At 43.3% G+C, this 26,054-nt stretch carries 23 protein-coding genes and 1 tRNA gene; 9 read left to right on the top strand and 15 right to left on the bottom strand.

Annotation, left to right across the window (positions count from 1 at the left end; all coding sequences use genetic code 11):
- Positions 1-9 precede the first annotated feature (9 nt).
- The 6 genes from ABDD94_RS09965 to ABDD94_RS09940 form a co-directional block, all read right to left on the bottom strand.
- Positions 10-507 carry a metallophosphoesterase family protein gene (locus ABDD94_RS09965; RefSeq protein WP_345955731.1) on the bottom strand — a complete coding sequence of 166 codons (498 nt, stop codon included), beginning with the start codon at positions 505-507 and terminating at the stop codon, positions 10-12.
- 29 nt (positions 508-536) lie between these two features.
- Entirely contained in the window at positions 537-1,250 is a 714-nt protein-coding gene (locus tag ABDD94_RS09960) for a methyltransferase (protein ID WP_345955730.1), read from the bottom strand.
- A gap of 4 nt (positions 1,251-1,254) precedes the next feature.
- On the bottom strand, positions 1,255-1,644 hold the full coding sequence (locus ABDD94_RS09955; protein WP_345955729.1) for a VOC family protein: 390 nt from the start codon (positions 1,642-1,644) through the stop codon (positions 1,255-1,257).
- Positions 1,644-3,866 (bottom strand): phosphoribosylformylglycinamidine synthase subunit PurL, encoded by a 2,223-nt coding sequence (gene purL / locus ABDD94_RS09950; protein WP_345955728.1) that lies wholly within the window; start codon positions 3,864-3,866, stop codon positions 1,644-1,646. Before purL ends, ABDD94_RS09955 begins: the two co-directional genes overlap by 1 nt.
- Positions 3,867-4,123: 257 nt before the next feature.
- Positions 4,124-4,672: a hypothetical protein gene (locus ABDD94_RS09945; protein WP_345947773.1), complete on the bottom strand. Its 549-nt coding sequence runs from the start codon at positions 4,670-4,672 to the stop codon at positions 4,124-4,126.
- A gap of 105 nt (positions 4,673-4,777) precedes the next feature.
- Positions 4,778-4,963 (bottom strand): hypothetical protein, encoded by a 186-nt coding sequence (locus ABDD94_RS09940; RefSeq protein ID WP_345955727.1) that lies wholly within the window; start codon positions 4,961-4,963, stop codon positions 4,778-4,780.
- 131 nt (positions 4,964-5,094) lie between these two features.
- Here ABDD94_RS09940 and ABDD94_RS09935 point away from each other — a divergent pair, with 131 nt between their 5' ends.
- Together ABDD94_RS09935 and ABDD94_RS09930 are read left to right on the top strand one after the other, a co-directional pair.
- On the top strand, positions 5,095-5,577 hold the full coding sequence (locus tag ABDD94_RS09935; RefSeq protein ID WP_345947775.1) for a tetratricopeptide repeat protein: 483 nt from the start codon (positions 5,095-5,097) through the stop codon (positions 5,575-5,577).
- Between the two features lie 72 nt (positions 5,578-5,649).
- Positions 5,650-6,513 carry a CPBP family intramembrane glutamic endopeptidase gene (locus ABDD94_RS09930; RefSeq protein ID WP_345955726.1) on the top strand — a complete coding sequence of 288 codons (864 nt, stop codon included), beginning with the start codon at positions 5,650-5,652 and terminating at the stop codon, positions 6,511-6,513.
- Between the two features lie 35 nt (positions 6,514-6,548).
- Here the strand turns inward: ABDD94_RS09930 and glgB are convergent, their stop codons facing one another.
- The gene (glgB, locus tag ABDD94_RS09925; RefSeq protein ID WP_345955725.1) at positions 6,549-8,840 is read right to left on the bottom strand and encodes a 1,4-alpha-glucan branching protein GlgB; all 2,292 of its coding nucleotides are present in this window, start codon (positions 8,838-8,840) and stop codon (positions 6,549-6,551) included.
- Positions 8,841-9,163: 323 nt separating this feature from the next.
- Between glgB and ABDD94_RS09920 the strand changes: the two genes are divergently transcribed.
- Together ABDD94_RS09920 and yidC are read left to right on the top strand one after the other, a co-directional pair.
- A complete protein-coding gene (locus tag ABDD94_RS09920; protein WP_345947778.1) occupies positions 9,164-10,774 on the top strand; it encodes a CTP synthase in 1,611 nt (536 codons plus the stop codon).
- 23 nt (positions 10,775-10,797) lie between these two features.
- Positions 10,798-12,627, top strand: coding sequence for a membrane protein insertase YidC (gene yidC, locus ABDD94_RS09915; protein ID WP_345955724.1), 1,830 nt, complete (start codon positions 10,798-10,800; stop codon positions 12,625-12,627).
- 132 nt (positions 12,628-12,759) lie between these two features.
- Here yidC and ABDD94_RS09910 read toward each other — a convergent pair whose 3' ends face one another.
- From ABDD94_RS09910 to ABDD94_RS09895, 4 genes are all read right to left on the bottom strand, one after another.
- Entirely contained in the window at positions 12,760-13,530 is a 771-nt protein-coding gene (locus ABDD94_RS09910) for an AAA family ATPase (protein WP_345955723.1), read from the bottom strand.
- Positions 13,531-13,639: 109 nt separating this feature from the next.
- Positions 13,640-16,294, bottom strand: a complete 2,655-nt coding sequence (gene mutS, locus ABDD94_RS09905; protein WP_345947781.1) for a DNA mismatch repair protein MutS — start codon at positions 16,292-16,294, stop codon at positions 13,640-13,642.
- Positions 16,295-16,590: 296 nt separating this feature from the next.
- Positions 16,591-17,784, bottom strand: a complete 1,194-nt coding sequence (locus tag ABDD94_RS09900) for a thioredoxin-like domain-containing protein (RefSeq protein WP_345955722.1) — start codon at positions 17,782-17,784, stop codon at positions 16,591-16,593.
- 278 nt (positions 17,785-18,062) lie between these two features.
- A complete protein-coding gene (locus ABDD94_RS09895) occupies positions 18,063-19,169 on the bottom strand; it encodes a hypothetical protein (protein WP_345955721.1) in 1,107 nt (368 codons plus the stop codon).
- 426 nt (positions 19,170-19,595) lie between these two features.
- Here ABDD94_RS09895 and ABDD94_RS09890 point away from each other — a divergent pair, with 426 nt between their 5' ends.
- The 4 genes from ABDD94_RS09890 to ABDD94_RS09875 all read left to right on the top strand — a co-directional run bounded on the left by ABDD94_RS09890 (position 19,596) and on the right by ABDD94_RS09875 (position 22,898).
- Positions 19,596-20,207, top strand: a complete 612-nt coding sequence (locus ABDD94_RS09890) for a hypothetical protein (protein ID WP_345955720.1) — start codon at positions 19,596-19,598, stop codon at positions 20,205-20,207.
- Between the two features lie 215 nt (positions 20,208-20,422).
- A complete protein-coding gene (locus ABDD94_RS09885; RefSeq protein ID WP_345955719.1) occupies positions 20,423-20,749 on the top strand; it encodes a hypothetical protein in 327 nt (108 codons plus the stop codon).
- Between the two features lie 84 nt (positions 20,750-20,833).
- Entirely contained in the window at positions 20,834-21,841 is a 1,008-nt protein-coding gene (locus ABDD94_RS09880) for a PmoA family protein (RefSeq protein WP_345955718.1), read from the top strand.
- A gap of 85 nt (positions 21,842-21,926) precedes the next feature.
- A complete protein-coding gene (locus tag ABDD94_RS09875) occupies positions 21,927-22,898 on the top strand; it encodes a hypothetical protein (protein ID WP_345955717.1) in 972 nt (323 codons plus the stop codon).
- A 66-nt stretch (positions 22,899-22,964) separates the two neighbouring features.
- On the opposite strand, the gene ABDD94_RS09870 is transcribed toward ABDD94_RS09875, so the two are convergent.
- The 4 genes from ABDD94_RS09870 to ABDD94_RS09855 form a co-directional block, all read right to left on the bottom strand.
- Positions 22,965-23,129 (bottom strand): lmo0937 family membrane protein, encoded by a 165-nt coding sequence (locus tag ABDD94_RS09870; RefSeq protein WP_345947787.1) that lies wholly within the window; start codon positions 23,127-23,129, stop codon positions 22,965-22,967.
- A gap of 219 nt (positions 23,130-23,348) precedes the next feature.
- Positions 23,349-23,460: transfer RNA gene (locus tag ABDD94_RS09865), tRNA-Asp, on the bottom strand.
- 163 nt (positions 23,461-23,623) lie between these two features.
- A complete protein-coding gene (locus ABDD94_RS09860) occupies positions 23,624-24,403 on the bottom strand; it encodes a DNA-formamidopyrimidine glycosylase family protein (RefSeq protein WP_345955716.1) in 780 nt (259 codons plus the stop codon).
- 20 nt (positions 24,404-24,423) lie between these two features.
- The gene (locus tag ABDD94_RS09855) at positions 24,424-24,663 is read right to left on the bottom strand and encodes a hypothetical protein (RefSeq protein ID WP_352432893.1); all 240 of its coding nucleotides are present in this window, start codon (positions 24,661-24,663) and stop codon (positions 24,424-24,426) included.
- Between the two features lie 466 nt (positions 24,664-25,129).
- Between ABDD94_RS09855 and ABDD94_RS09850 the strand changes: the two genes are divergently transcribed.
- Positions 25,130-26,047, top strand: a complete 918-nt coding sequence (locus tag ABDD94_RS09850; protein WP_345955715.1) for a glycosyltransferase family A protein — start codon at positions 25,130-25,132, stop codon at positions 26,045-26,047.
- Positions 26,048-26,054: the final 7 nt, after the last annotated feature.

The following is a 26,054-nucleotide window of genomic DNA, read 5'->3' as shown; positions in this document are numbered from 1 at the left end:
GTGTATTAATTACATATTATTATTGAGTTCTACGACCTCCAAGTTATGAATTTTTTTTCCGGAAACGCAAAATTTTATCAATGTTTTCACCTTGTGCCATCCTTGTTTTCCTGCGGCTCCGGGGTTTAAATGCAGGCAATTGATCTTTTTATCAAAAATAACTTTCAAAATATGAGAGTGCCCGCTGATAAATAAATCGGGAGGGTTAGTGTAAATTGTACGCTTTACAGCCGGACTGTATTTGTCAGGATAACCGCCAATATGTGTCATCCATACATTTATTTCTTCGCAATTGAAACGCAGGTTTTCCGGAAATGTTTGTTTGATTTTTGCATCATCAATATTACCGTAAACACCCTTTAATGGTTTAAATGCGGCCAACTGGTCAGCTAATTCAATAGTTCCAAAATCGCCGGCATGCCAAATCTCATCACAGTCTGCAAAATGTTTAAATACACCATCGTCCAGATAACCGTGGGTATCTGAAATTAAGCCAATGCGGGTCATAATCAATTAAGAAGTAAAACTAAGTTACGTTAAAATATGGTCAGAAAGTCCTTCAAAATGCCTTTGTAGGCATCAGTGTGTAACTTGGGCTCGCTATACAGTATTAAACGTTGGTTTTGTATAACAGTTTGTTGGGATTTGAAAGTTAGAATCTGCCTGTGAGGTGTTGAATGTGCAAAAGATTGTATATTAATGACCTGCGTTAGATGCAAGTACATTTTTTCAGCCAGGAGCTTAACAAGTTCAGCCGTTTCAGGAGGAAGGATGAGCCATATACTGCCCTCAGTAGTTAAATGTGCTGAACAATGCGCAATCAGTTCTTCGAAAAAAGCTTCATCAGCATGCTTAGCCAAAGATTTAGCAGCTCCGGGCGACTGCAAAGAACGGATATAGAACGGAGGATTAGAAACGATTAGGTCGTACTTACTTGCAGAATTAACCGTAAAATGATGCTGAAAGCTGCTATGGTGCTCCCGCAAACGTTCAACAAAAGGTGAAGCCGAAAAATTTTCACCCGCCGTTAAAACTGCTGCCTCGTCTATCTCTACAGCATTTACTTTTGCGTTCGGAAAACGCTGCGCCAGCATTAGCGCAATAACACCTGTGCCGGTGCCAATATCTAATATCTGTTCTGCATCGCGCTGTAAGGCTAATGCGCCAAGTAAAACACCATCAGTATTCACCCTCATGGCGCAGCCGGCCTGGTTAACGCTAAACTGCTTAAAATTAAAAATATCGGTCATTACGCTAAACCTCGTACAGCTCCAGCGGCAAGCCGTCTGGGTCGGCAAAGAAAGTGAAGCGTTTGCCAGTGTATTCATCCGTACGGATAGATTCTGTGACTACGCCATTATTCTGCAATTGGGTAACAGCCTGTTCCAGATCGTCAACCGCAAACGCTAAGTGCCTTAAACCGGTCGCTTCTGGTCGGGATGGCCTTGCAGGTGGATTGGGAAAAGAAAAAAGCTCGATCTGGTATTGCCCTGCAACAGCCAGATCGAGCTTGTATGATTGTCTTTCGGCCCGATAAATCTCTCGTACAACATTTAAGCCCAATACCTCCGTGTAAAACCTTTTCGACTGCTCATAATCAGAACAGATGACGGCTACATGGTGTATGTGCTTAAGTGTTAGCATTATTCGCCTAATGCCACATGCAATACATTATCGTAAAGCAATTTGATGTCGGTTACGTGGCCATAAAGCTCCTCGTCAACGTTCAAAAAGCCGTTAGTTACGGTACCCAGCATGGTATACTCTACCTCGCTTGTAGCCATCATTTCGGTAAAGCGATCCTGCTCCTCGGGCGCAACACTCACTACCACCCTGCCCTGTGCCTCGCCAAATAAGAAAGCGTCCTTACGGAAATCAGCATCTGTAGCAATGTCAAAACCCAAACCTAACGGCATGGCAGATTCCAACAGCGCAATGTATAAGCCACCGTCAGCCACATCATGGGCAGAGGCTACTACTTTATGCTTAATTAGCTCTTTAATCACCTGGTGCATAGCATACTCTTTATCCAAATCAAAGTAAGGGGCTGGTGATGCCTGAATCTTGTGATAAGAAGCTAAGTATTGTGATGAAGCTATATCGTTTTGTGATTCACCAATCAAATAAATAAAATCACCCGGCTGTTTAAAATCAGCTGTCATGATGTTGTCCTTATCATCCAGTACGCCCAGCATACCAATAGTTGGCGTCGGGAAAACCGGGCCATCATCTGTGCTTTGGTTATAGAAGCTTACGTTACCGCCGGTTACCGGTGTTTCAAACTTACGGCAAGCCTCGCCCATGCCTTTGATGGCACCTACAAACTGCCAAAATACCTCAGGCACATATGGGTTACCAAAATTTAAGCAGTTGGTAATAGCTACCGGCTCACCACCAGAACAGGTAATGTTACGTGCAGCTTCGGCCACGGCAATAGCACAACCTTTTTGCGGGTCGGCATTTACATAGCGAGAGTTACAGTCAACCGTTAATGCAATAGCTTTATTAGTGCCTTTTACAGCAACAATAGCAGCATCACTAGGGCGGTTGGTGGTCATGGTGGCAGTGCCTACCATGCTATCGTATTGGTCGGTTACCCAGCGTTTTGAGGCAATGTTGGGGTGAGCAATTAAATGCTCGGCCACATCAACCATGCTTTCGGGTACCGGTACATCGTTTATGTTAAATTTTTGGTATTCCTGGTAATAAGCAGGCTCGCGGTACTCACGCTCGTAAACCGGCGCGCCGCCGCCCAATACCAAATCATCGGCTGGAACATCGGCAACCAGTTCGCCATTCATGTAGTACTCCAGGCGTTTTGTATCGGTTACCTCGCCTATTTGAACGCAGTTTAAATCCCATTTGTCAAATACTGCTTGTACCTCAGCCTCGCGGCCTTTATGCACTACAATCAGCATACGCTCTTGCGATTCAGATAATAAGATCTCAAAAGGCTTCATGTTTTCCTGGCGTGTCGGTACCTTATCGAGATCAATGCGCATACCATGCTCACCCTTGGCCGACATTTCGGAGTTAGAGCAAATGATACCCGCAGCGCCCATATCCTGCATACCTACTACAGCGCCAGTCCTGATTACTTCTAATGAGGCCTCTAGCAACAGTTTTTCCTGGAAAGGATCACCCACCTGTACGGCCGGCAAGTCGTTAACCGAATCTTCAGTAATATTTTTGGAAGCAAATGCAGCACCGTGTATACCGTCTTTACCGGTTGATGAACCAACGATATATACCGGATTACCTACACCGTACGATGTAGCCGAAACCATATCGCCTTCCATTAGTATACCAGCCGACATAGCATTTACCAACGGATTTACATTATAACATTCATCAAAAAACAGCTCGCCGCCCACAGTCGGAATGCCAAAAGCATTACCGTAATCACCAATGCCTTTTACAACGCCTTTAACCAGCCATTTAGTGCGGTCGAGGCTAAGGTCACCAAAACGCAACGAGTTAAGCTGTGCTATTGGCCGTGCTCCCATCGTAAAAATATCGCGGTTAATACCGCCAACGCCGGTTGCTGCACCTTGGTAAGGCTCAAGTGCCGATGGGTGGTTATGCGATTCAATTTTGAAAGCGCAGCCAATTCCATCGCCTAAGTCAACCACACCGGCGTTCTCTTCACCGGCTTTGGCCAGCATGCGCGAACCATCACGTGGTAATGTTTTAAGCCATTTAATAGAGTTTTTGTAGGAACAGTGCTCGCTCCACATCACCGAGAAAATAGATAGTTCGGTAAAATTTGGGGTGCGGCCCAGAATTTCTTTTATACGCTCAAACTCTTCGGGAAGAAGGCCTAAATCTTTGGCCGTGTCAACGGTAGTAAGTTGGTTTTGCTCCACAATAGGATGTTTTGATGGATGAAAGCGCAAAATTAGAAAAATGCCTCAAATGGTGGCATTTAAATTTTGATTTGGAATAAATCCCTCATAACCGCTGTAGGTATATATTGTAAAAAAGACCTATTGACAAAGCGTGCATGTAAAACGGTGTATCCTGTGGCTTTAAACACTTACGGCAAGGCCACACTCCAACCGTCAGAGACTAAAAAAGCCCTTACCTGTTAAGGCAAGGGCTTAAGAAATATTTTTATACTGAATTAAATACCTTCTGTGCCTGGCTCGTGACCTATCATGCGGCCAGTTGTACGGCCATGAGGGCGTGAGGAAAAATCAGTTTGGGGGCTACCTTCAGACGGAAACTCATGTGGTGTTGGAGGTGTTACGTCGATTTGTTCGCTAAATGATGTATCGTTTCCTTCCTGTGGGGTTCTTACCTCCTGCTCGTTTGGATAACCCAAATCTTCATTATCAGATTCTTCGCGCTCAGGGATTTCGTCGGGGTCATTGGTACCGTCCAAGTCAAAAGAGACGTCTTCGTCATCCTCATCATCAAGCTCAGCCCTTAACGGGTCGTCCAAATCGTCATCTTCGTCCTCGTCTAAATCCTCGTCGTAGTCAGGCACTACATCGTCATCCAAATCTAAATCTTCGTCTTCGTCTAAATCCAGATCGTCGTCATCATCCAAATCCAAATCATCATCTTCGTCCAAGTCGTCATCAGCATCAGGTGATACTGCATATGGATGGCGTAAATTGGTTGGTATCTCCTGTTCAACGGTCCAGGTGTCTTGATCAAATGCTAACATAGGTTCTTTTTTTAAGGGTGTTAAGTTAATAACCTTTCAGCTAAAGGGTTTGTTTTCCAAACAGGTAAAAACTTTCATCAAATTTTAGCTGTTGGGCCTTACATTTTACATAAGCTCGTTATCCTTTTTAACGTGATAAGCTTTATAAGCCATATAATATAAAATCAGTACCGGAATAAGATATATAAGAGCTGCTGTAAACTTAATTGCCGAGTAAGTACTAATAAGCTGATAAACAACCAGCGCTAATGCCACAGTGTCGCCAATAAGGTACAGGTAAAAGAATTTCATTGCTCAATAAAACGCTGAATGAACATGAATAACTGACTAATGTCATTTATGTTTGGTTTTGAAGCTCCGCTTGCGTTAAACCGCCATCTTTTTTGTATATTGCCTCAAACACCCCCGATTAATTAGATAACATGCAGAACTGGGAAGATATATATTTGGAGGCTGAAGAAGCCATACGTAACGCTAACTATTTGCAAGCAAAACAACTACTTGAAAACATAATATTAGAGGAACCAGCTACCGCACAGGCACATAACTCATTGGGCTGGTTGTACCGCACGCAATTTGATGATTATAACCGTGCAGAGAATCACTACAGAGCTGCTATTAAAAGCAACCCGCAATATCCGCACGCTTATGTAAACCTGGTTATACTATACACCAACCTGGAGCAGTGGGATAAAGCCCGTGAAATTGCGAATAAAGCGCTCATCAGGCCATTGGTTGATAAGTCTATTATAAATTATCGCCTGGGTATTTTAGAGGAGTATGCGCAAAACTTTGATGAGGCGATTAAATACTACAAAAAAGCCATTAAGCTTTGCTTGAACTTTGATTCTATTGAAGATTATAAGCGGGCAATCAGCAATTGTGAATTTAAAGCAACGCTTTAAATTTAGGTACAGTCAGATATTTTAATATTAACTGGCAAAACTGCTTTTAAACGTTTTGCCAGTACTATGATCATGAAAAACATTTTGCTGTCCATATTGAAGGACTTTGGCATCCTGTTCGGTTATACGCTGATTTACATCTTAATATTGGGCATAGGCAGTTACGCTTTTGAGCTGGTTACCCGTTTTGACGGCCGCCGTTTAGGCACCTTTCTGCTGGATGACGTGTTTCTTAAAGCTTCCGAAACCATAATATTGCTCACCTTCTTTTTTAAAAGACGCACGCTGCGCCTTAACTATAGCCGAATATTACGCTTTAAGACAAACAAACTCCTGTTTGCTAACCAAGGTTTCGGGTTTGCGGCGCTGCTCATTTTTTTTATTACCGGGCTTATGATGGCCTTTGGTGCCGTGCATGTGTATTTCAATGCCGCTTATTCGGTGGCCGAGCTAGGCATCTACTTCATTTTATTTATACTGGTAGGCTTTAACGAAGAATTTTTGATGCGGGGTATATGGGTGGAATACTTGCGTAAAAGGCATTCTGATTTTACAGCCATCGTCATTTCATCTGGTGTGTTTGCTGCACTACACTTATTTAACCCTAACGTTACCGCACTATCATTTTTAAACCTCCTGCTGGCAGGCGTTATACTAGCGCAGCTTTATTTGCTAACAAAAAATATTTGGCTGGCCACGTTATTTCACCTAAGCTGGAACTTTTTTCAGGGACCGGTTTTGGGTTTTTCGGTGAGTGGACTGTCTATGCATTCTATTTTCATACAGCCGGGTAAACAAGCTGATGATATTGTAAACGGTGGTGCATTCGGGCTCGAGGGATCTGTTATTACCACAATGGTATTGCTGTTATTTTCTTTTGCGCTTTATCAAAAATTAAAACGCCGGCAAGTAAAACCAGCCATTGCATTACAATAGCATTATCTTACCTGCCGGCACTTAAATAAAAGCAGTTATACTTGCTTAAAAACCACCGCACTTAGTGGCGGTATGGTTATGCTGATAGAATTTTCGCGACCGTGCCAGCCCTGTGGCTCCGATGCTAAAGGCAACGGATTGTCGACACCGCTTCCCCAGTATTTCTTATTGTCTGAATTGAATAACTCTTTCCACTGCCCTGCACTGGTTACACCTACACGGTAATGGTAATGTACGGCTGGTGTCATGTTCAGCACCACTATTACATCGTTAACAGCGTCATGACCCTTACGGGCATATATCAGGATAGAATCTTTGGCATTGCCGCCATCAATCCATTCAAAACTGCTGGCTTCAAAGCCTTTTTCGTATAACGCGGGCTCGTTACGGTATAAATGGTTGAGCGCCTTTACAGCTTCCTGCATACCAGCATGACAATCAAATTGCGTAACCCACCAATCTAACGACTTGCCAAAATCCCACTCGCTGTTCTGGGCAAACTCTGCACCCATAAACAATAGCTTTGAGCCGGGATGCGTAAACATGTAGCTGTACATTAAACGCAGATTGGCGTATCGTTGCCATTCATCGCCAGGCATTTTATTAATCATCGCCCCTTTTCCGTAAACAACTTCATCGTGCGAAAATGGCAGCATAAAGTTTTCCGTAAAGGCATATATCAAGCTAAAGGTTAAGTCGTTATGATGGTGGCTCCGATAAACCGGGTCACGCTTAAAGTAACCTAAGGTGTCGTGCATCCACCCCATCATCCATTTCATACCAAAGCCCAATCCACCCGAATAAACCGGGCGGCTTACGCCATGAAAGGATGTACTTTCTTCGGCTATGGTTTGCACATCCGGGAAAGTGCTGTATACGGCCAAATTGAACTCTTTTAAGAACTCAATGGCTTCGAGATTGTGGTTGCCGCCAAATTGGTTAGGTATCCATTCACCCTCATTGCGCGAATAATCCAGATAAAGCATTGAAGCCACACCATCTACACGTAAACCATCCGCATGGTAGCGGTCGAGCCAAAACAATGCGCTGCTGATCAGGAAAGCCTTAACTTCGTTACGTCCGTAGTTAAATATATAAGAAGTCCAATCGGGATGATAGCCTTGGCGCACATCCTCGTGCTCGTACAAGTGCGTGCCATCAAAACGGTATAATGCATGCGCATCGCCCGGAAAGTGCGACGGCACCCAATCCAGTATTACGCCAATACCTTCCTGGTGAAATCGCTCTATGAGGTACATAAGCTGCTGGGGGGTGCCATAACGTGAAGTGGCCGCAAAAAACCCGGTAAGCTGGTATCCCCAGCTTGGATAATACGGATGCTCCATAATTGGCATCAGTTCCACGTGCGTAAAACCCATTTCCTTAACGTAAGGCACCAGTCTTTCGGCTATCTGGTTGTAGGTGTAAAATTCGTTTGGGCTTTCGTCATTGCGTGCCCACGAACCCAAGTGTATCTCATAAACCGAATAAGGCTTATCTAACGCATTGTATTGGTAACGGTTAGCCATCCACTGGGTATCATTCCATTCGTAATATGTATGAGCTACTATTGAGGCCGTAAGCGGGGCCTCCTCCCAGCGCAGGGCAAAAGGATCGCCTTTTTCTAATTCCTCGCCGTTATGTGAATTAATAAAATATTTGTAAACCTCTCCGTCGCCAATATGCGGGATAAAGCCTTCCCAAATACCTGAGCCATCCCAACGATGATTTAAGGCATGTGTACCGCGGTTCCAGCCATTAAAATTACCTATCACCGATACATATTGTGCATTGGGTGCCCAAACTGCAAAATAAGTGCCCACAACATCTTTATGAGTCACCACATGCGAGCCCAGCTTATCATACAACTTAAAATGCTTTCCGCCCTTGAAGAGGCTAATATCGTAATCCGTAAAGCGGCTGTATACCTCCACCGGGTTAACCGACGCTGATGTTACAGGCAATGCTGAAGGTTTAGCTGTTTCGGGTATAACGGGTAGCTTACCAGCTGCAATCTTTTTACTGCCTGAAGTTTTGGTTTTTTTCTTTTCGGCAATTTCGGTTATTAAATCCGATACCGAAACTTCTGCCGGTAAGTCTGCCTCAGCCGTGCTTTTACTTTTTCGGGCGGTGGCTTTGGTTGCTTTTACCGGTTGCGATTCAGGGAAAGTTTCTGTTTGTGCCGGTGAAACAACCTTAACTTTTGCTGTTGTTTTCTTTGTATTTACAGGTTGTGATTCGGGAAAAGAAGCTGCTTGCCCTTCTGCTAAAGGTGTTTCACCTAAAGCTGCGGCAGCAGGCTTGTCTTTTTTGCTTTGTTTTGCCATAATGTAGATAGGTCTTTGCAGACAAATAAAAACTTAGTAATTGCAGAGAGCGCAAAATGTTTGCAAGACTATTGGTTTGAAAAAACAACACCTCCATGCCATGCTTGTTTCGCCTGCGTACAATAGTAGTAATTTTTATGAAAGATACGTTTCGATTTTGTTCCACAAGCAGCAGCGTACACCTAAATTTTTAACCGCAATTGACAGCCACCTGACCATCTATTTTAAAATACCTCCTGCTCAGCCCAAATAAATTCTTACTTTTGCATCCCGTACACATAGCATTGGTTTAGGCATCAGCCGCAGCCAAATTCATCAAAATCATGACTAAATATATATTTGTTACGGGTGGCGTTACCTCGTCGTTAGGAAAAGGTATTATTTCGGCCTCATTGGCTAAACTCCTTCAGTCTCGCGGTTACCGCGTTACTATTCAAAAATTTGATCCCTATATTAACATCGACCCGGGAACACTAAACCCTTACGAGCACGGTGAATGCTATGTTACCGAAGACGGCGCCGAAACAGATTTGGATTTGGGCCATTACGAGCGTTTCTTAAACAGGGCTACTTCCCAATCTAATAATATTACTACCGGCCGTATTTATCAAAATGTAATTAGCCGCGAGCGCGAAGGTGCATTTTTAGGCAAGACCGTACAGGTAGTACCCCACATTACCGACGAAATTAAACGCAATTTCCGGATATTGGGCGAAAGCGGAGATTACGATATTGTAATTACCGAAATTGGCGGTACTGTAGGCGACATTGAATCGCTTCCGTTTGTGGAGGCCGTACGCCAGTTCAGGTGGGAAGCCGGTTCGGGTAATTCACTCGTTATTCACTTAACCCTGGTACCTTTCCTGGCCGCGGCAGGCGAGTTAAAAACCAAGCCAACTCAGCACTCCGTAAAAATGCTGCTGGAATACGGCATACAGCCTGACATCTTGGTTTGCCGCACAGAGCATCATTTAAATATGGACCTGCGCAAAAAGATAGCGCTATTTTGTAACGTGAACATCAATGCAGTTATCGAGTCGATTGACGCGCCATCTATTTATGATGTACCACTGCTTATGCTGAAAGAACAGCTAGATAAAACGGTACTTACTAAACTTAAACTTCCAAATAAAAATGAGCCGGACTTAGAAAGCTGGAAAGACTTTTTAGGTCGGTTGAAAAACCCAACTGCCGAAGTGCGCATTGGTTTAGTAGGTAAATATGTAGAACTACCTGACGCTTATAAATCTATTACCGAAGCATTTATACATGCCGGCGCTAAAAATGAGTGTAAGGTAAAGGTTGACTATATACACTCTGAAACATTAACACCGGAAAATGCTGTAGAACGCTTGCGCGGTTTACATGGCGTATTGGTTGCTCCCGGCTTTGGCCAGCGTGGCTTTGAAGGTAAAATTGAAGCTATTAGGTACGTACGTGAAAACAACATTCCGTTTTTTGGCATATGCCTGGGCATGCAGTGTGCGGTAGTAGAGTTTGGCCGCCACGTTCTTCATCTGGATGCTGCCAATAGCGTGGAAATGGATGGCCACACCACTTACCCTGTTATCAGTATGATGGAAGATCAGAAAAATATTACTGCAAAAGGTGGCACGATGCGCCTGGGCGCTTACCCGTGTGATTTAAAGAAAGGCAGCAAGGCGTTATCCATTTACGGAAAAACGCACATTACAGAGCGCCACCGTCACCGTTATGAGTTTAACAACGAGTATTTACAACAGTACGAAGAAGCCGGCATGATACCTTCAGGTATTAACCCTCAAAACGGTTTGGTAGAGATTGTTGAGTTAAAAAACCATCCATTTTTTGTAGGGTCGCAATTTCACCCCGAATTAAAATCAACGGTTGATAATCCTCACCCACTTTTTGTTAACTTTGTGGCCGCTTCGCTGGCTTATGCCCGCAAGAACTAATTAATTGTACTCGAAAAAAAATAATGGATAGAAATACGTTCACAGGGTTATTCCTGATCGCCATCATACTGGTGGGCTCGTTCTTCTTAATGAAACCCACTGAGGAGGAGGCAAAAAAAGCACGTCAGATTGAGCACCTGGACTCCCTGAAAAAAGCTGGACTTTTAAAGCCGGCCGCAGTTGCAGCTAAAGCAGATACAAATACGAAGCCGGCACCTGTTGATTCAGCTGCACTTAAAGCACCTTTTGGCGCCTCAACGGTTGGCAGCGAGCAGTTAATTACTTTAGAAAATAAAGACATTCGTGTAAAGCTATCGAGCCGCGGCGGCCGCGTTTATAGCGTTGAGCTAAAAGATTTCAAAACCTTTGATAAAAAGCCGCTTATTTTATTTGATGGCAACAGCAACCAATTTGGTTTTAAATTTAATGCCGGCAGCACAGTTATTAATACTAACGATCGGTATTTTACACCTACAAGCAGCGCAATCAAAGTAGCCGGAAGCGACAGCAGCGCTATAACCCTACGTTTAAGCTACAGCCCTACCCAGTATATCGATTACATTTATACGTTAGGTGCCACCGGCTTTAAACTGGGCTACACCGTTAAGTTGACTGGCTTAGGCGATATTATTAATAGCCGGGCACTTACTTTAAACTGGACTGCCGGCCTGCGCAAACAGGAAAAAGATGTTACACAGGAGCGCTTATATTCTACCGTGTATTATAAAAACACCGATGGTGGTGTTGACTACCTGAGCGTAAGTAAAGACGAAACCAAAGACATTGCCGACCAGAAAATACAGTGGGTGTCGTTTAAACAGCACTTTTTCTCCAACGTACTGATTGCCAAGCAAGGTTTTGATAGAGCTAATTTATCTGTAAGCACTAATCCAAGTTCTGTTGATGTGAAGCAAATGAAAGCGGCTTTAACGTTGATTAACAATGCGGATAATACCTACCCAATGGAGTTTTATTTTGGTACAAACCGCTTTAAAACACTTCAAAAACAAGGCTACCAACTTGAAAAGCAAATTGACCTGGGCTGGGGCCCACTAAAATTTATTAACCGTTGGGCTGTAATACCAGTATTTAACTTTTTACAGCAGTTTAACTGGAACATGGGCTTGGTAATTTTGGCCCTAACTGTATTGCTAAAGCTTGTGTTATCTCCGCTTACATATAAATCATACCTCAGCATGGCTAAAATGAAAGTTTTAAAGCCGGAGATGGATGAGATTAAGACAAAGGTTGGCGAGGATAACCCTACCCTGTTGCAACAGGAATATATGAAACTTTACCGCAAAGCAGGTGTAAACCCGTTGGGTGGTTGTTTGCCTTTAGTGCTGCAAATGCCTATCATTTTTGCCTTCCTGCGTTTTTTCCCAAGTTTGTTTGAACTTCGTGGCGAAAGCTTTTTATGGATGAAGGATTTATCGACCTATGATGCCGTAATTAACTTTGGCTTTAACATCCCGTTCTTGGGCAATCACTTAAGTTTGATGTGTTTGTTGATGACCATTTCTACACTCATCTATACTTACTTTAATAACCAGGTGTCGGGTGCAACCGGGCAAATGAAATACATAGGTTACATCAGCCCTATTATGTTCCTGGGCTTCCTGAACAGTTATCCTGCAGGTTTGAACTACTATTATTTCCTGGCCAACATGCTCACCTTCCTGCAGCAATACCTTATCCGCTTGTGGGTTGACGACAAAAAGATACATGCGCAAATACAGGAAAACAAAAAGAAACCCGACGATCCTAAAAAGAAAAAAACGGGTTTCCAGGCTAAGCTTGAAGAAATGATGCGCCAGCAGCAACAAGCACAAGCGCAAGGTAAAAAGAAGTAATTAGCAAACTCCTATAAACATAAAAGCCGCCGTTGTTAAAACGGCGGCTTTTATGTTATAGGCCTTTTAAAATAGATTGAGAATAAATAACACCCAGCTTACAGTCGCTCCAATAGCATCATTAGATAGTGTTTAGAGATTTAACAGTTGTTTAACGATGTAAGACGGATCTTGAAAAAAGCTGGCGTAAGACTGATACAGCTGTGTTTGCTCGAAACTTACCTTCTGTACGCCGAGCTCACTAAACTCATAAATCAAGGCACCCGGATAGGCCAATAATATAGGAGAATGTGTTGCGATGACAAACTGAGAATTATCGTCTATCAATTCATGCATTCTTACCAGCATGGCCATTTGCCTGGTTACAGACAGGGCGGCCTCCGGCTCATCCAAAATATAAAAGCCATTACCTGCAAATCTTTTTATAAACAGGGACCAAAATGACTCACCATGAGATTGCTCATGCAAAGAGACGCCACCATAAGCGTCCATAATTTTAGGAGGCTCCGGAAAATTCAAGTTCTTTAATTCGGGGTCCTCTATGTCTAAATTTTCAATCTCCGTAGCCAAATTAAAAAAGCTTTCACTTCTCAAAAAAAAGCCGTCTGTATGACGATGTATACCCCTGGATGTAGTGATATGCCTGTGCAGTGCCGAATGAGACTGTCTGGTGCCGAAGTTAAAATTGACTGTTCCGCCCTCGGGGTTAAAACCTGAGGCTACAGCGATGGCTTCTAAAAGCGTAGATTTACCTGTACCGTTTTCTCCGACAAAAAAGGTCATTTTAGGATGAATGGTAAGCTTATCCGCATGCCTGAAAAAAGGTAGTGAAAAAGGGAATACGTTTGTATCAATGTTTTCTTTGTTGAAATAAACGTCTTTTAACTCCCCTCTCGAAATCATACTTGTTGGTTTGATTATAATAAAAGTACAAAACGTTTACATCAGCATACAATAAATCATTTACGGAAGCAGATGATTAACACACCCGAACAAGAAAAACTCGTCCCTGTTAACCTTTAATCAAGCGCTGTATTTCATCCAGTTTCATTAAGGCCTCCACAGGCGTAAGCGTGTTTACATCCAGGTTGTTCAGCATGTCGCGTATCTTCACCAGCACCGGGTCGTCAATCGAGAACATCTGCAATTGCAAAGCCTGCTTTTGTACTTTTTTGATACTCTCCTTAATATTTTCGCCACCGGTGCGCTCGGCTTCCAGCTTCTTGAGAATCTCGTTGGCCCGGCTCAGCACTTTTGGTGGCATACCGGCCAGTTTAGCCACATGTATACCAAAGCTGTGCTCACTTCCGCCCGGCACCAGCTTGCGCAGGAATATGATCTGATTGCCAACTTCTTTTACCGTTACGTTATAATTTTTGACCCGGCCAAACATGTTAGTTAGCTCATTCAGCTCGTGATAGTGCGTAGCAAACAGCGTTTTGGCCTTAGCCGACGGATGGTTATGCAAATACTCGGCTATAGCCCAGGCAATGGAAATACCATCATAAGTACTGGTGCCCCGGCCAATCTCGTCTAATAAAATTAAACTGCGGTTACTCAGGTTGTTGAGAATACTGGCCGTCTCGTTCATCTCCACCATAAAGGTCGACTCTCCCGACGACAAATTATCCGAAGCTCCTACCCGCGTGAATATCTTATCCACTAAGCCAATAATCGCTTCCTTTGCAGGCACAAAGCAACCCATTTGCGCCAGCAGCACAATAAGACCGGTTTGCCGTAATATGGCCGACTTACCCGCCATGTTAGGACCGGTAATAATAATTATCTGCTGGCTATCCGAATCGAGGTAAACATCATTAGTGATGTACTCCTCACCCGGCGGCAGGTTTTTTTCTATTACAGGGTGACGACCGCCTTTTATATCAATCAGTAAGCCATCGTTTATCTGCGGCTTTACATAGTAATTCTTAATAGATACCGTTGCAAAGTTCAACAGCACATCCAACCGTGCAATGAGTTGCGCGTTAAGCTGAATAGGTTTAATATACTCGGTGAGCGAGTATAGCAAATCATTGTATAAGCGGGTTTCTAAAGCTAATATCTTTTCCTCGGCACCCAGTATTTGTTCTTCATACTCTTTAAGCTCGGGGGTAATGTAGCGCTCGGCGTTAACCAACGTTTGCTTGCGTATCCAATCGGTAGGTACCTTATCGCGGTGCGAATGGGTCACCTCAAGGTAGTAACCAAACACGTTATTAAACGCCACTTTAAGCGATGGGATACCGGTTTGCTCGGCTTCCCGCTTTTGTATTTCGAGCAAGTAACCCTTACCGCCAAAAGCAATTTTACGCAGGCGGTCAAGCTCCTCATGTATACCCTCGGCCATTACGCCGCCTTTTACTAATTGGATAGGCGGCTCGGCATTCAGTTCTTTGCCTATTTTATCACATATATAATCGCAGGGGTTAAGCTGGTTACCGATAGCCAGTAGCGCTTCATTGGGCTTTAGCAGGCTTATGACATTGTCAAACCCAGCAACTGCGTTACCGGTGCCGTCACACAGTCTTTTAATGCTTCCAATAGCTTGCAGCGCCTTGCGTAACTGACAAACCTCACGTGGATTGGCTTTTTGCAAGCCTATTTTACTAATGAGCCTTTCCAAATCGCCCACCTGACGGATACAGGCCTGCAGTTCATTACGTAAGTCTTCATGGTCTATCAGGTGCTGTACCACATTGAGTCGATCCTGTATGGGTTTGAGCTCTTTGAGCGGCATCACAATCCAACGGCGCAGCAGGCGGGCGCCCATTGGCGAACAAGTATGATCCAACACATCAACCAGGGTTATGGCATTTTCATTGTTGGAACCGACCAGTTCCAGGTTGCGAATGCTGAAACGATCGAGCCACAGGTAGCGGTCCTCCTCAATACGGCTAATGGCGCTGATATGCTGCAGGTTGCGGTGCTCCGTCTCGTTCAGATAATGCAGGGCTACGCCGGCTGCTACAATACCCAGGTTAAGCTTTTCGATACCGAAGCCCTTGAGCGATTTTACGCCGAAGTGCTTGGTAAGCGTTTCGTAAGCGTAGTCGCCGCTGTAAGGCCACTCATCCAGGGTGTAAGTATAGTAGCGGTCGCCAAATTTTTCGATAAAATCGCGTTTACAGCTTTTGGGGTAAATAACCTCGCTTGGGCTGAAAGATTGCAGCAGCTTGTCCATGTAATCGGCGTTGCCCTGTGCGGTAAGGAACTCGCCGGTTGATATATCAATTAGGGCAATACCGATGCTATTCTTTTCGAAATAAAGGGAGGCCAGGTAGTTGTTGCTCTTTTGCTGCAGGATGTTATCGCTTACGGCCACGCCAGGTGTTACCAGTTCGGTTACGCCCCGCTTTACGATGGTCTTGGTCATCTTGGGATCCTCAAGCTGATCGCAAATAGCCACACGCTGACCGGCGCGCACCAGTTTGGGCAAGTAAGTTTCGAGCGAGTGGTGCGGGAAACCGGCCAGCTCAATGTGCGAGGCCGAACCATTGGCCCGCTTGGTAAGCACAATACCCAGTATGCCGGCCGCTTTAACGGCGTCTTCGCCAAAGGTTTCGTAAAAATCGCCCACACGGAATAGCAGCAAGGCACCTGGATATTTGGCCTTGATCTGGTTATACTGCTGCATCAGCGGCGTTTCTTTGGTAGCGGTTTTGCCCAAGCGTTTAATTTTTAATTGAACGGTAAATTTAAGGCTTTACGCCCGGTTTGACGGTCCTTGTGGAAAATTTGCTGCTATTGTGAGTTAAGATCAAAAAGCGGGGTTTGAGATAAGAAGGACGGAACTGCAGCTAGCGATGGCATTACTAAGCATGTACGCTATTGCGATTAGTTGATTCAATGCAGAGAAGTGTTCACCTATCATCTATTTGGGGGCGTTCGGTAAAAATATTATGCTAAACACCTGTTCCAGTAATTGACTTCTAAATGTTCTTCGATCTTAAACTATCAATATGGTTAATTATGATTGTTAAAGGATTTAACAATAGCGTATAACTTTGAGCGATCACTCCTTTTTCGGACATCAATAACTTCCATTGCCTTATTGGGATGAACTAATATGCTGTGCGGAATCCCTTCTATAAAATATCTTTGTTTGATATTTTCAACCTCTTGAAAAGCCAATAAGCTTCGCCAAGGAATCTGTTTTCTTTGCAGCAGTTTTTTAAAGGAGGCAACGCCTGAGTCATTATCAATCGAAATATAAGTGAGAATCAGATTTTTACCAAGGTCTTGATAAATGTTTTTAAGCAGCGGAATCTCTTCAATACAAGGTGTACACCAGGATGCTGTAAAAATTATCAGGTTATATTTTGAAGTGTCCTGAATGATTTCCTCTTTTGTAGTTTGATTTAAGGTTGTTAAAGACGCATTTTGAAACTTCTTGTTAGACAAAAATTCCTCAATATGTTTTGCCACAAATGTATTTTTATGCTTGGCTGAGAAGCAATCATAAACCTTCCTAATATCTTCTTTTGACTTGTATCTTGTAAGATTGACAGCAAGGCTGTTCATCAAAAACCTCGAACCAGGGTACTTTCGGGCCATCTGAATGTAAGAAGACAAGTAATTATCATAGGAGATAATCTCATTGTTTGCGTCTACAAACCAACTAAAAAAGGGATCCTGAGCCCTAACGGCAATATCTGAATGCTGATCTTTAATAATTAGATTAAAATCAATACAGATCAGCTTCCCAAGAGCAACGGAGTCTTTATTGTTCACTTTTAAAAGAAGTTGTTCTTCAGGAAAAACAACCGTATTGGCATAAGTACCATAGATGTAATTATCATTTTCCTCTACACCTCCATTGGCGAAAATGACTTTTTTGCCTAACTTATGGGTCACAAAACGTATCATCTTTTTTGAATTATGCTCAGCATCATAAGGCGAAGCTAATAATATCATGTTTTGCGAGTTGTCGACCACATAATTGGGTATAGTGATTTCCCATGTATATTCTTTCGTTTTCTTACCCGCAATCAATACATTCCTGCCTTCGGTATAATCTTGAAGAAATAAAGAATCGAATGGGGCCCTATCTAAATTTACAATCAGTTTGTAATTTGCTGGAGCGGGGGTTTGCGCATTTACCGAACGAGCGTAAAGCGTTACCGTAAACAAGAGCACAAGGATTCGTACGAAGCTCATTTTGCCGTTTCTTATAAACGATCCAATGTAGCTATACTTTTTAATAATACCTTAAGCAAGCGGTAGTTTGGCACCAATCGTAACAGCAAAGAGTTTGTTAGGAATTATCTAACACCTCCTCATATGTTTTCTATTCCTAATCGGGCTTAGGTTTCCAAAAAAATATGAGGTACTCCGTTGTTACCTGCTTTTACCAGCACTTAAAAACCAGTTGTTGCTATACTCTATTTCCTGGCTAGCTGCTTGCTCCTCGTTCTCTGCTAACTTGTTCACAAATATTAATTCTTCAATCCGATAACATGGTTACTATAATCGGTGAGCATCTCGTTGTTTATAAAGAAATCGAGCGCCATTATAGTGCGGAAATCGCCGCTCACGTTCGGGTTTTGAATTTGTGTTAAATTGCCGGTACTACTAGTGGTGTATTTGTAAACAAAACCTTTTTTAGTGGTTATGGTAACATCGGTGTTGGCCGGCAACCTGCCCAGGGCACGGGTTTCTTTATTGTTTTCGATCACCGAAATCGACGGATTACCTGTATCAAACAATACCTGCGCGTCTACACTGGTACTGCCGTAGGTAATGGTGGCTTGTATATTGGGCGAATAGCCTCCTGCTGCACTAAAGTTTAAAGGGTGCATGATAAAGCCCGACGATGCTTGACTGAGATCATCAGGCACCAAACCCAGTGTGAGCAGGCCTGATATTAACGCCCCGGTGCTGTTGAAGTTAGCCGCCGGCAGCTTGGCCAGCTTAAACCCGCTCGTAGTACCGGCAGGCAGGGCTAAACCATCCAGCGGACTCACCACTTCCGGAAAGGTGTAGCCTTTGCTGGGGCCCACGCCAAAAACATCGGCCGAGTGCTGGGGCAGTTCCTTCCCGTCGCCATCTACAATCTTATAATACAAAAATATAGGAATACGCTTGGTAGTAACGCTACCGGCCGAATTACCAATTACGATGCTGGCATAAGCCAGGTTACCATACTCATGCGTGCTGCCGGTGAGATCGCCATAGGCCATAGTGGCGGTTCTGTTGGTTACGGTAATGCCATTTACAGTCACCGAATCGCCGGTTACCTGTATGCCGTTGCTGGTAATCATGCTGGCAGGCAATAGTCCGTTGGCGTCCATTGTAAAGCCCGACGAGCCCGTATCGAAAATGCCGGCATAGGCTACCTTTTGCGTACCAATTTGGCTTATGGGTATAAAAATACGCTTGTTGGCGCCACTGGCAAACTGGTATAAACCCAGGGTAGCTAAAGGCTTGGGTTGGGGTTTGGGAGCTTCGGGCTGGGCGTTGTCTTTTTTACAGGCAGTAAAGCTAACCGCTATAAGTAATGCCCAAACCGCTGCTTGCAATTTACCTAAGTAATTTCTAGTCATTCAATTCTTTATCTTTCAGTTACTTTGAAACCATAAACGTAAAAATATTTAACCCGGATGCGTTCCATCACCAAAATGACTTTTGGATTATGATTACAGTTAATGGCTGCCTTTATTTTACTAAAGCTAGCGGCTAAAGTTGGCTTATTCGATCGAAAATGAGCATAATAACGTTAAGCGACTACTTATAGAATGAATTGTTAAGATTTGTTGATGGTAAATGTAGGTGTAAGCCGCTCATTATCCCAGTTGGGTTAGGCTTTAACGCTCATACAGAAACGCTTAGGAACAAAGCTTATAGCCGCCTCAAACCCGCAACACCACTTTTAGAATAGTACTTAAAAATATTTTACAATTACAGTAGCGCTTTGCTACCGAAAGCCGTATAGGTAACAATAGAATGTCAAACATTTTAAACCACAGCTTATGAAATCAAACGTTATTAAAGCCGGCGCTCTTTGTGTTGTTGTGTTATTAACCATTGTAACCGGCTGCAAAAAGGATTTCGACCCAGACAAACCAAAGAACGGACAGGAAGTGGAGCTATTTTTAGACCATTACCAGGATGTGGGCAACCAGATGGCTTACCTGCTTCCGGATAAAATAAAATCGCCTTACGGGTTGCAGGGCTTTAACGAACGCGAACTGGGTTATACTTACCGGGTAAAGGCTAAAGTGGTTATTACCAAAGAGCCGCTGCAAGACGGGCCCGACCGCTGGTTTGAGTTTGAGCGGGTGGTAAGTAAAGACCTGTATACGGGTACCGAGCCTTTCCAGGTGTCATTGATCTCTAATTTCGTACCCGGCGGCCCCGGTTTGGCTATAGGCAAGCGCGATGATAAATACTATTACCTCAGCTACGAATTTAAGCCGGCCAATGATGCGGTGAAAGCCAGGATTGAAGAAGTACTGGCTCTTCGCCAGCGCATCTACAGCGACCCTGCTTACGGGCATTCGGTATCTATTAAAGCAACCGTAACCCATGCTACCGATAACCGCGCCAATACTTACCTGGTGCAGGGTATTGAGGTTAAGTAGTGGTAAGGCTTTTGTTTGCATGAATTGCTATTTGCGATAAATACACATTTCATTTGCCGAACCGATTGTTAAAAATCAGGTAATGCCGGACGCAAAACGCAGCCTGCATTCAACTAAAACAACAACACTTTAACTACTAAGTTACGTCTGCAAAATATTCGCAAAAGGACTAAAAAATTAACATAACCTATAAAGTTGAATGTTATATTTACTTCATGTTAGCTGCTACATTCCAATTATTACCGGTCTTCCATAACAACCAGCGCACCAGTTCACAATACCTTTTGCATCGCAAAAGTGGGTTGCGTATCAACATCTTTCCGCTTATCCGGTCGGATTTTAGGGCTAACCCCGATGAGGTACAATTTTATGGTAAATTGTTTAGCTGGTGGGTGGCCTTTGAAACGGAAGGATATAACAACCAGCCTGTTGCGCTTATTCAAAAGGGCATACGCTGGTATGCAGGCATTAAAATGTGCCCTGATATAGCACTCACCACGGTAGATCCACGCCACAACGCACGCTTGCAAATGGTTAATTAGTTATTAGAGCAGTTGTTAAGCTGTAGTGAGGTATGTTAATAAGCCTTATATTTAGGCGCCAATTACACGTACCTTTAAACTCTTATGCTGAACAACCGGACCTTTTTGCTTTTAGTAGCGTTGATAACGCTGTGTGCTAAATCATGGTCGCAACCGGGCCAGGCAGTTAAAGTAGTGCAGTCATCCCAACACAAGAAAGTAGATATTTTTATAGGCGGCCGCTTATTCACCAGCTTTTTATACCCTGACAGTTTGGAGAAGCCGGTACTCTATCCGCTAAATGCCGACAATGGCACAGCTGTAACACGAGGCTTCCCACTCAACCCACAGCCGGGCGACCCTACTGATCATCCGCACCATATAGGCCTGTGGTTCAATTATGAGAACCTGAACGGTCTTGATTTTTGGAACAACTCTTACGCTATACCGCAAGTCCGCAAACACTTGTACGGCTGGATCCGTAATACGCACGTCCTCAAAATCAGCAGCGGCAAAATCGGCCTACTGATATACGAATCCAGCTGGACTAATGAACAAAAAGATATAATACTGCAAGAAACCACCCGTTTTACCTTTAGCGGCAGCGTAGGCCGGCGTGTAATAAACCGCACTACTACGCTCAAAGCCATACAAAAAGCCATTTTTACTGATGTAAAGGATGGCTTGCTCGGCCTGCGCATAGCCCACCAACTGCAAATGCCCGATAGTACCCGCAAGCCCGTACCCGATAGCATCCCTACTGGTAATTACCTGAGCAGTACCGGTGCAACCGGCAACAAGGTTTGGGGCACACGGGCCTCCTGGTGCAAGGTTTTTGGGAAAATGGGCGCCGATTCGGTCAGCATTGCCATTATAGATCATCCGGCCAATCCCAACTATCCCGGCTTTTGGCATGCGCGTGGTTACGGGTTGTTTGCCATTAATCCACTTGGCGAAAAAGTGTTTACCAACGGTAAATCGGCCAAAAACCTCAGCCTTAACAAAGACGAGTCGGTTACTTTCAAATACCAAATCATTATTAACAACGGTAAACAAACGCCGGCCGCTTATCAACTGAACCGGCAAGCCGCGCAATTTGCGGCGAAATTGTAATACGAGGTGCTTTAAATGGTGCGCCTTTTACAATGCCCTTACCGTAAAACCTTGCTTAATTAGCAATTTCGGCTTATTTTGCGGCGTGAAGACTATCTACCTGTTTAGGCCCGCATTTATATATTTGCTTTGTGTTTTATGGATTCTACTGCTTGCGGCAGGCTGTAAACAATCAACTCCCAAAACAAGCGCTGCCAATAGCACAAGGGCTGAGCTGGCCGAGCGGCCCAGAGTGTCTTTTAAAAAAGTGCATGGCATTGCCTACACTGAGGTGCGCCGCGAGTACAGTAACCGGTTAGGGTTTAGTAATGACGGCTATCACCTGGAACCCGAGTGGCGGGTAACGTTCTTGTCAGACGATACAGTGCGCATTTTTAGCCTGGTGCTGCAGCGTTTTATTAAACAGGAAGTGGTTCTGGATCACGATTCGGTGGTGAATGTTGCCCATTCCTGGCTGCGGGTAAAGCACCTGAGCCGCGACAGTATGATTTTCCAGGTGTTGTATGTGCGCAATCTTCATATAGATGAAGCCAGTAATATAACCATGAAGCTGTACAGCAACGACTACATAAAAAACGTACTGCATACTACTCCGGCCGAACTGCAAAAACCGCCCCGCCGCGATACGCTGTTTATACAGAAGAAAGTAAAAGAGTCAGTTGCCAACATGAACAAGGCCTTTGCCGCCTACGAGCCGGTAGTATTGCAAAGCCTGAGCCCCAATGTACAGGTAAAAAAGAAAGAAGTTAAAAAAGCTAACGCCATTGAAGATGTTACACTGGCTGATAATTACCTCTCGCCTACTTTCGACATCACTATCCATAAGGCTTATGCCAACTTTAATCAAAAGATGCAGCTCATTGCTGACGAAAAGGGTAAGCTGCACTTTGTAAAACCACTTTCCTTTATTTATGATGAGGTAGAACAACGCAAAAAGGTGATGAAAGGCATTGTTGATGGCTACCTGACTGTTTACCTCAAGACCATACCCGGTAAAACGCTCGGTATGCCGCATGCCAGCCGCATTCTGGTTAACGTAACAGGCATACAAGATTAATTAAATGTTTATAAATAAAAAATGCGGCCTTTTTGAGCCGCATTTTTTATTTATGACATGTTATGCTTATACTGTTGTTGTAGACGATGGACCTCTGAACATTCCCAATACGAACGATATGATGGCCAGTACAATTAAGATGTGTACTAATCCACTAACAGAATAAGCAAATACGCTGATCGCCCAACCTATTACAAGTATTACGGCGATGATATACAATAGTGATCTCATGGTAGATATATTTAAGTTAATTTACTTAAACAGTATACAAAATCATGCCAAACGATTAACTGTAAAGAAATTAAAGTATTCAACAATGACAAACATTTGATTTGATGTAATTGTATGCCACCGTCTGAATGGCTAAGTAAAAAGCCTTATAAAAAGTAAAGCCTCCTGATGGGCAGGAGGCCTTTACTAACCAATTATAAACCTAAATTATGAGAAGAGCTGTAGGAGAAGGATTCGAACCTTCAAAGAGTAGTTAGCCCCGTTAAGGGTTTCCTATTTATCTCCGCCACCGGGACAAGGAGGTGTGTCTGCCAAATTTCACCACCCTACAGTATTTATTTCCTTTTTGTTATTACAAATGTAAGGCAATAACCAATTACTTGCAAACATTTTATTGGATTAATTTAATTTTTGATATATTTTTAAACAAATGGCCTTTTAAATATTAAATCATTAAAGCGTATTAAAAAATGAGGGGTGTTTAAGATGGATTGTTAATCGAATAACTGCTGTTTGTCTGTATAGTAAGTTTTACGGGATGCAATGGTATCCATGTGAATGGCCGCACCGTCGGACGTGGCCGCTTGTTTGGGCCTGTGCACCTTTAAGAAATCGCGTACTTCGCCGCTTATGATACTGGGGTTGGATTTTAAAATTTGATTTTCGGCGTCTACCAATACCTTCTTAACCGATTTAGCCAAAGCTTCTACGTGATCATCAGGTATTTTATCCGCAACTGAGAAAGGAGAAATGCCGGCGTCATACAAAATTTCGTCAGCATAGGCATTACCAATACCACGTACCACATCCTGATCCATTAATATCTTTTTAACTGCCGTTCGCCTGGCTTTAAACTTTGTTTTCCAAAAATTGGTGTTAACAGTCTTGTCCAATGCATCGGGCGCTTCAGCCGGGTCGGGGTTTAGGGTTGGTGTAACACCGCGCTGGAAATCAGTTACGGCAATTCCTTTTCCACCTTCAAAATGCAGTTCAAAAATTACAAATTTTTGTTTAGTGTTTTCTTCCAGCCAATGAATTTCGCCGTGCAGCATTAAGTGCACGCCTAGTGTTTGGTTATTTGTAAACTTGAAGTGAAGTTGTTTGCCCGAGCGTATTACATCCTCCAGCACCTCTCCTTCTAAAGCTTTAGTAAGGTCTTTTACGGGCACATTAAGTTTCTTGCTTTGTACAACGTTTACTTTTATAAGCTTTAATCCTTTTAAAGCATGACTAAGGTTTCGGCTAAAAACCTGCAGATCGGGAAGTTCGGGCATAAATGATTTATATAGAAGCGTTACTGCTTATTGCGGATACGGTTAAATGATTTTTTAAGCAGGTATCTGATCTTCAACCGTGTTTCGGTTGGACAATCTTCTTCAAAAACCAATTTCGGCACAATACTGCGTGTAGAGCTTACCACCGGATACGGTGGATGCTGTACTTTAAAGTGCTCAGCATAGTTATACTGCTCAACCTGGCTTGCATTGTTTACCAACTCTGCAAAATGCCACAATCTTTCATAAAAGGCATTCATATTCATATCTCAGCTATATTTAACTGTAAATGAGCAATATCTGCGCCACTTACGCCATATGGAAATAACAAACTCTCCACACGTTATAAACAAATTTAACTATGATTATCAACATTTTAGATGTTGTTAACTTTTTATTAGATAAGGTGCATAATGTGCTTTGAAGCACCTAAAAACAATATCTTGAAGCTAATTTTGGCTGGAAAATTAAACCCCACAAGGCAGTTATTCACATTTTCGGCCAACAACAATTGGTATATCAAAGCAATTTTAAATGTTAACATGCTGTTAATCAAGTTCGAATTTGCGGCACTGCGCTTTAAATCATTCAACCCAGACCTATCAATACTTAGATGTTTTAACCACGGGCCAAATGATAATTGCATTGTGCTATTTAACGCAATAATACTTTCTCAATAGTAAACCATAACGCATAACCACTACTTTTGAGCTTTTAATCTAACGCATGCAAACTCCGGCTGTCACCGTTATTATTCCCAATTATAATCACCACAAATTTTTGCGTGAGCGAATAGAGAGCGTCCTTAATCAATCGTATACCAACTTTGAGGTAATGATTATGGATGACTGCTCTACCGACGCCAGCCGGCAACTCATTGAGGAGTACCGCACTCACCCGAAGGTTACACAGATTGTATATAACCAGCAAAACTCAGGCTCTACCTTTAAGCAGTGGAACAAGGGTGTTGATATGGCACACAGCGAACTGATATGGATTGCAGAATCGGATGATGTGGCCCACCCCGATCTGCTCCAAACACTGGTTCCTCCAATGCTTAACAACGCCAATCTGGTACTTAGCTATTGCCAGTCTTTGCGTATAAACGCTGAAAGTGAAGTTTTCGCCAACTGGTTGTTTAAAACGGACGATCTGGATAAAGACCTCTTCAGGCGGGATTTTATAATGAGCGGACAGGAATATACCGACCGTTTTTTAATTTTTCGTAATACCATACCCAATGCAAGTGCGGTGGTATTTCGTAAAAAAGCCTATCAAAAAGTGGGTGGTGCAGATGCCAAAATTAAATACGTTGCCGATTGGCTAACCTGGCTTAAGATTTTAAACGAGGGCAGCCTTTTCTACAGTGCCCAAATGCTTAACAGCTTCAGGTATGTAGAGAGTGGTGGCGTCATTCATTCATCTGGTGCACATCGCACATTTTATTACCAATATGACCTTATTATGCGCTTTGCTTACAAAGCTTTTTTACAGTCTTTACAGCAGCTACCAAACGCTTTATATCAAAAAAATTTGCGGCTGTTAAGGAAGGAGTCGCGCAAGGAGTTTAAGTTTCTGTTGCGGAAGGGATTTTACTTGAGGAGCCTGTTCTATTTAAAGCAAGCCGCATTTACCAGGCAATAATTTTTAC

Source organism: Mucilaginibacter sp. PAMB04168 (assembly GCF_039634365.2).
Lineage (GTDB): Bacteria > Bacteroidota > Bacteroidia > Sphingobacteriales > Sphingobacteriaceae > Mucilaginibacter.
This window is presented reverse-complemented; position numbering and strand designations above follow the sequence as displayed.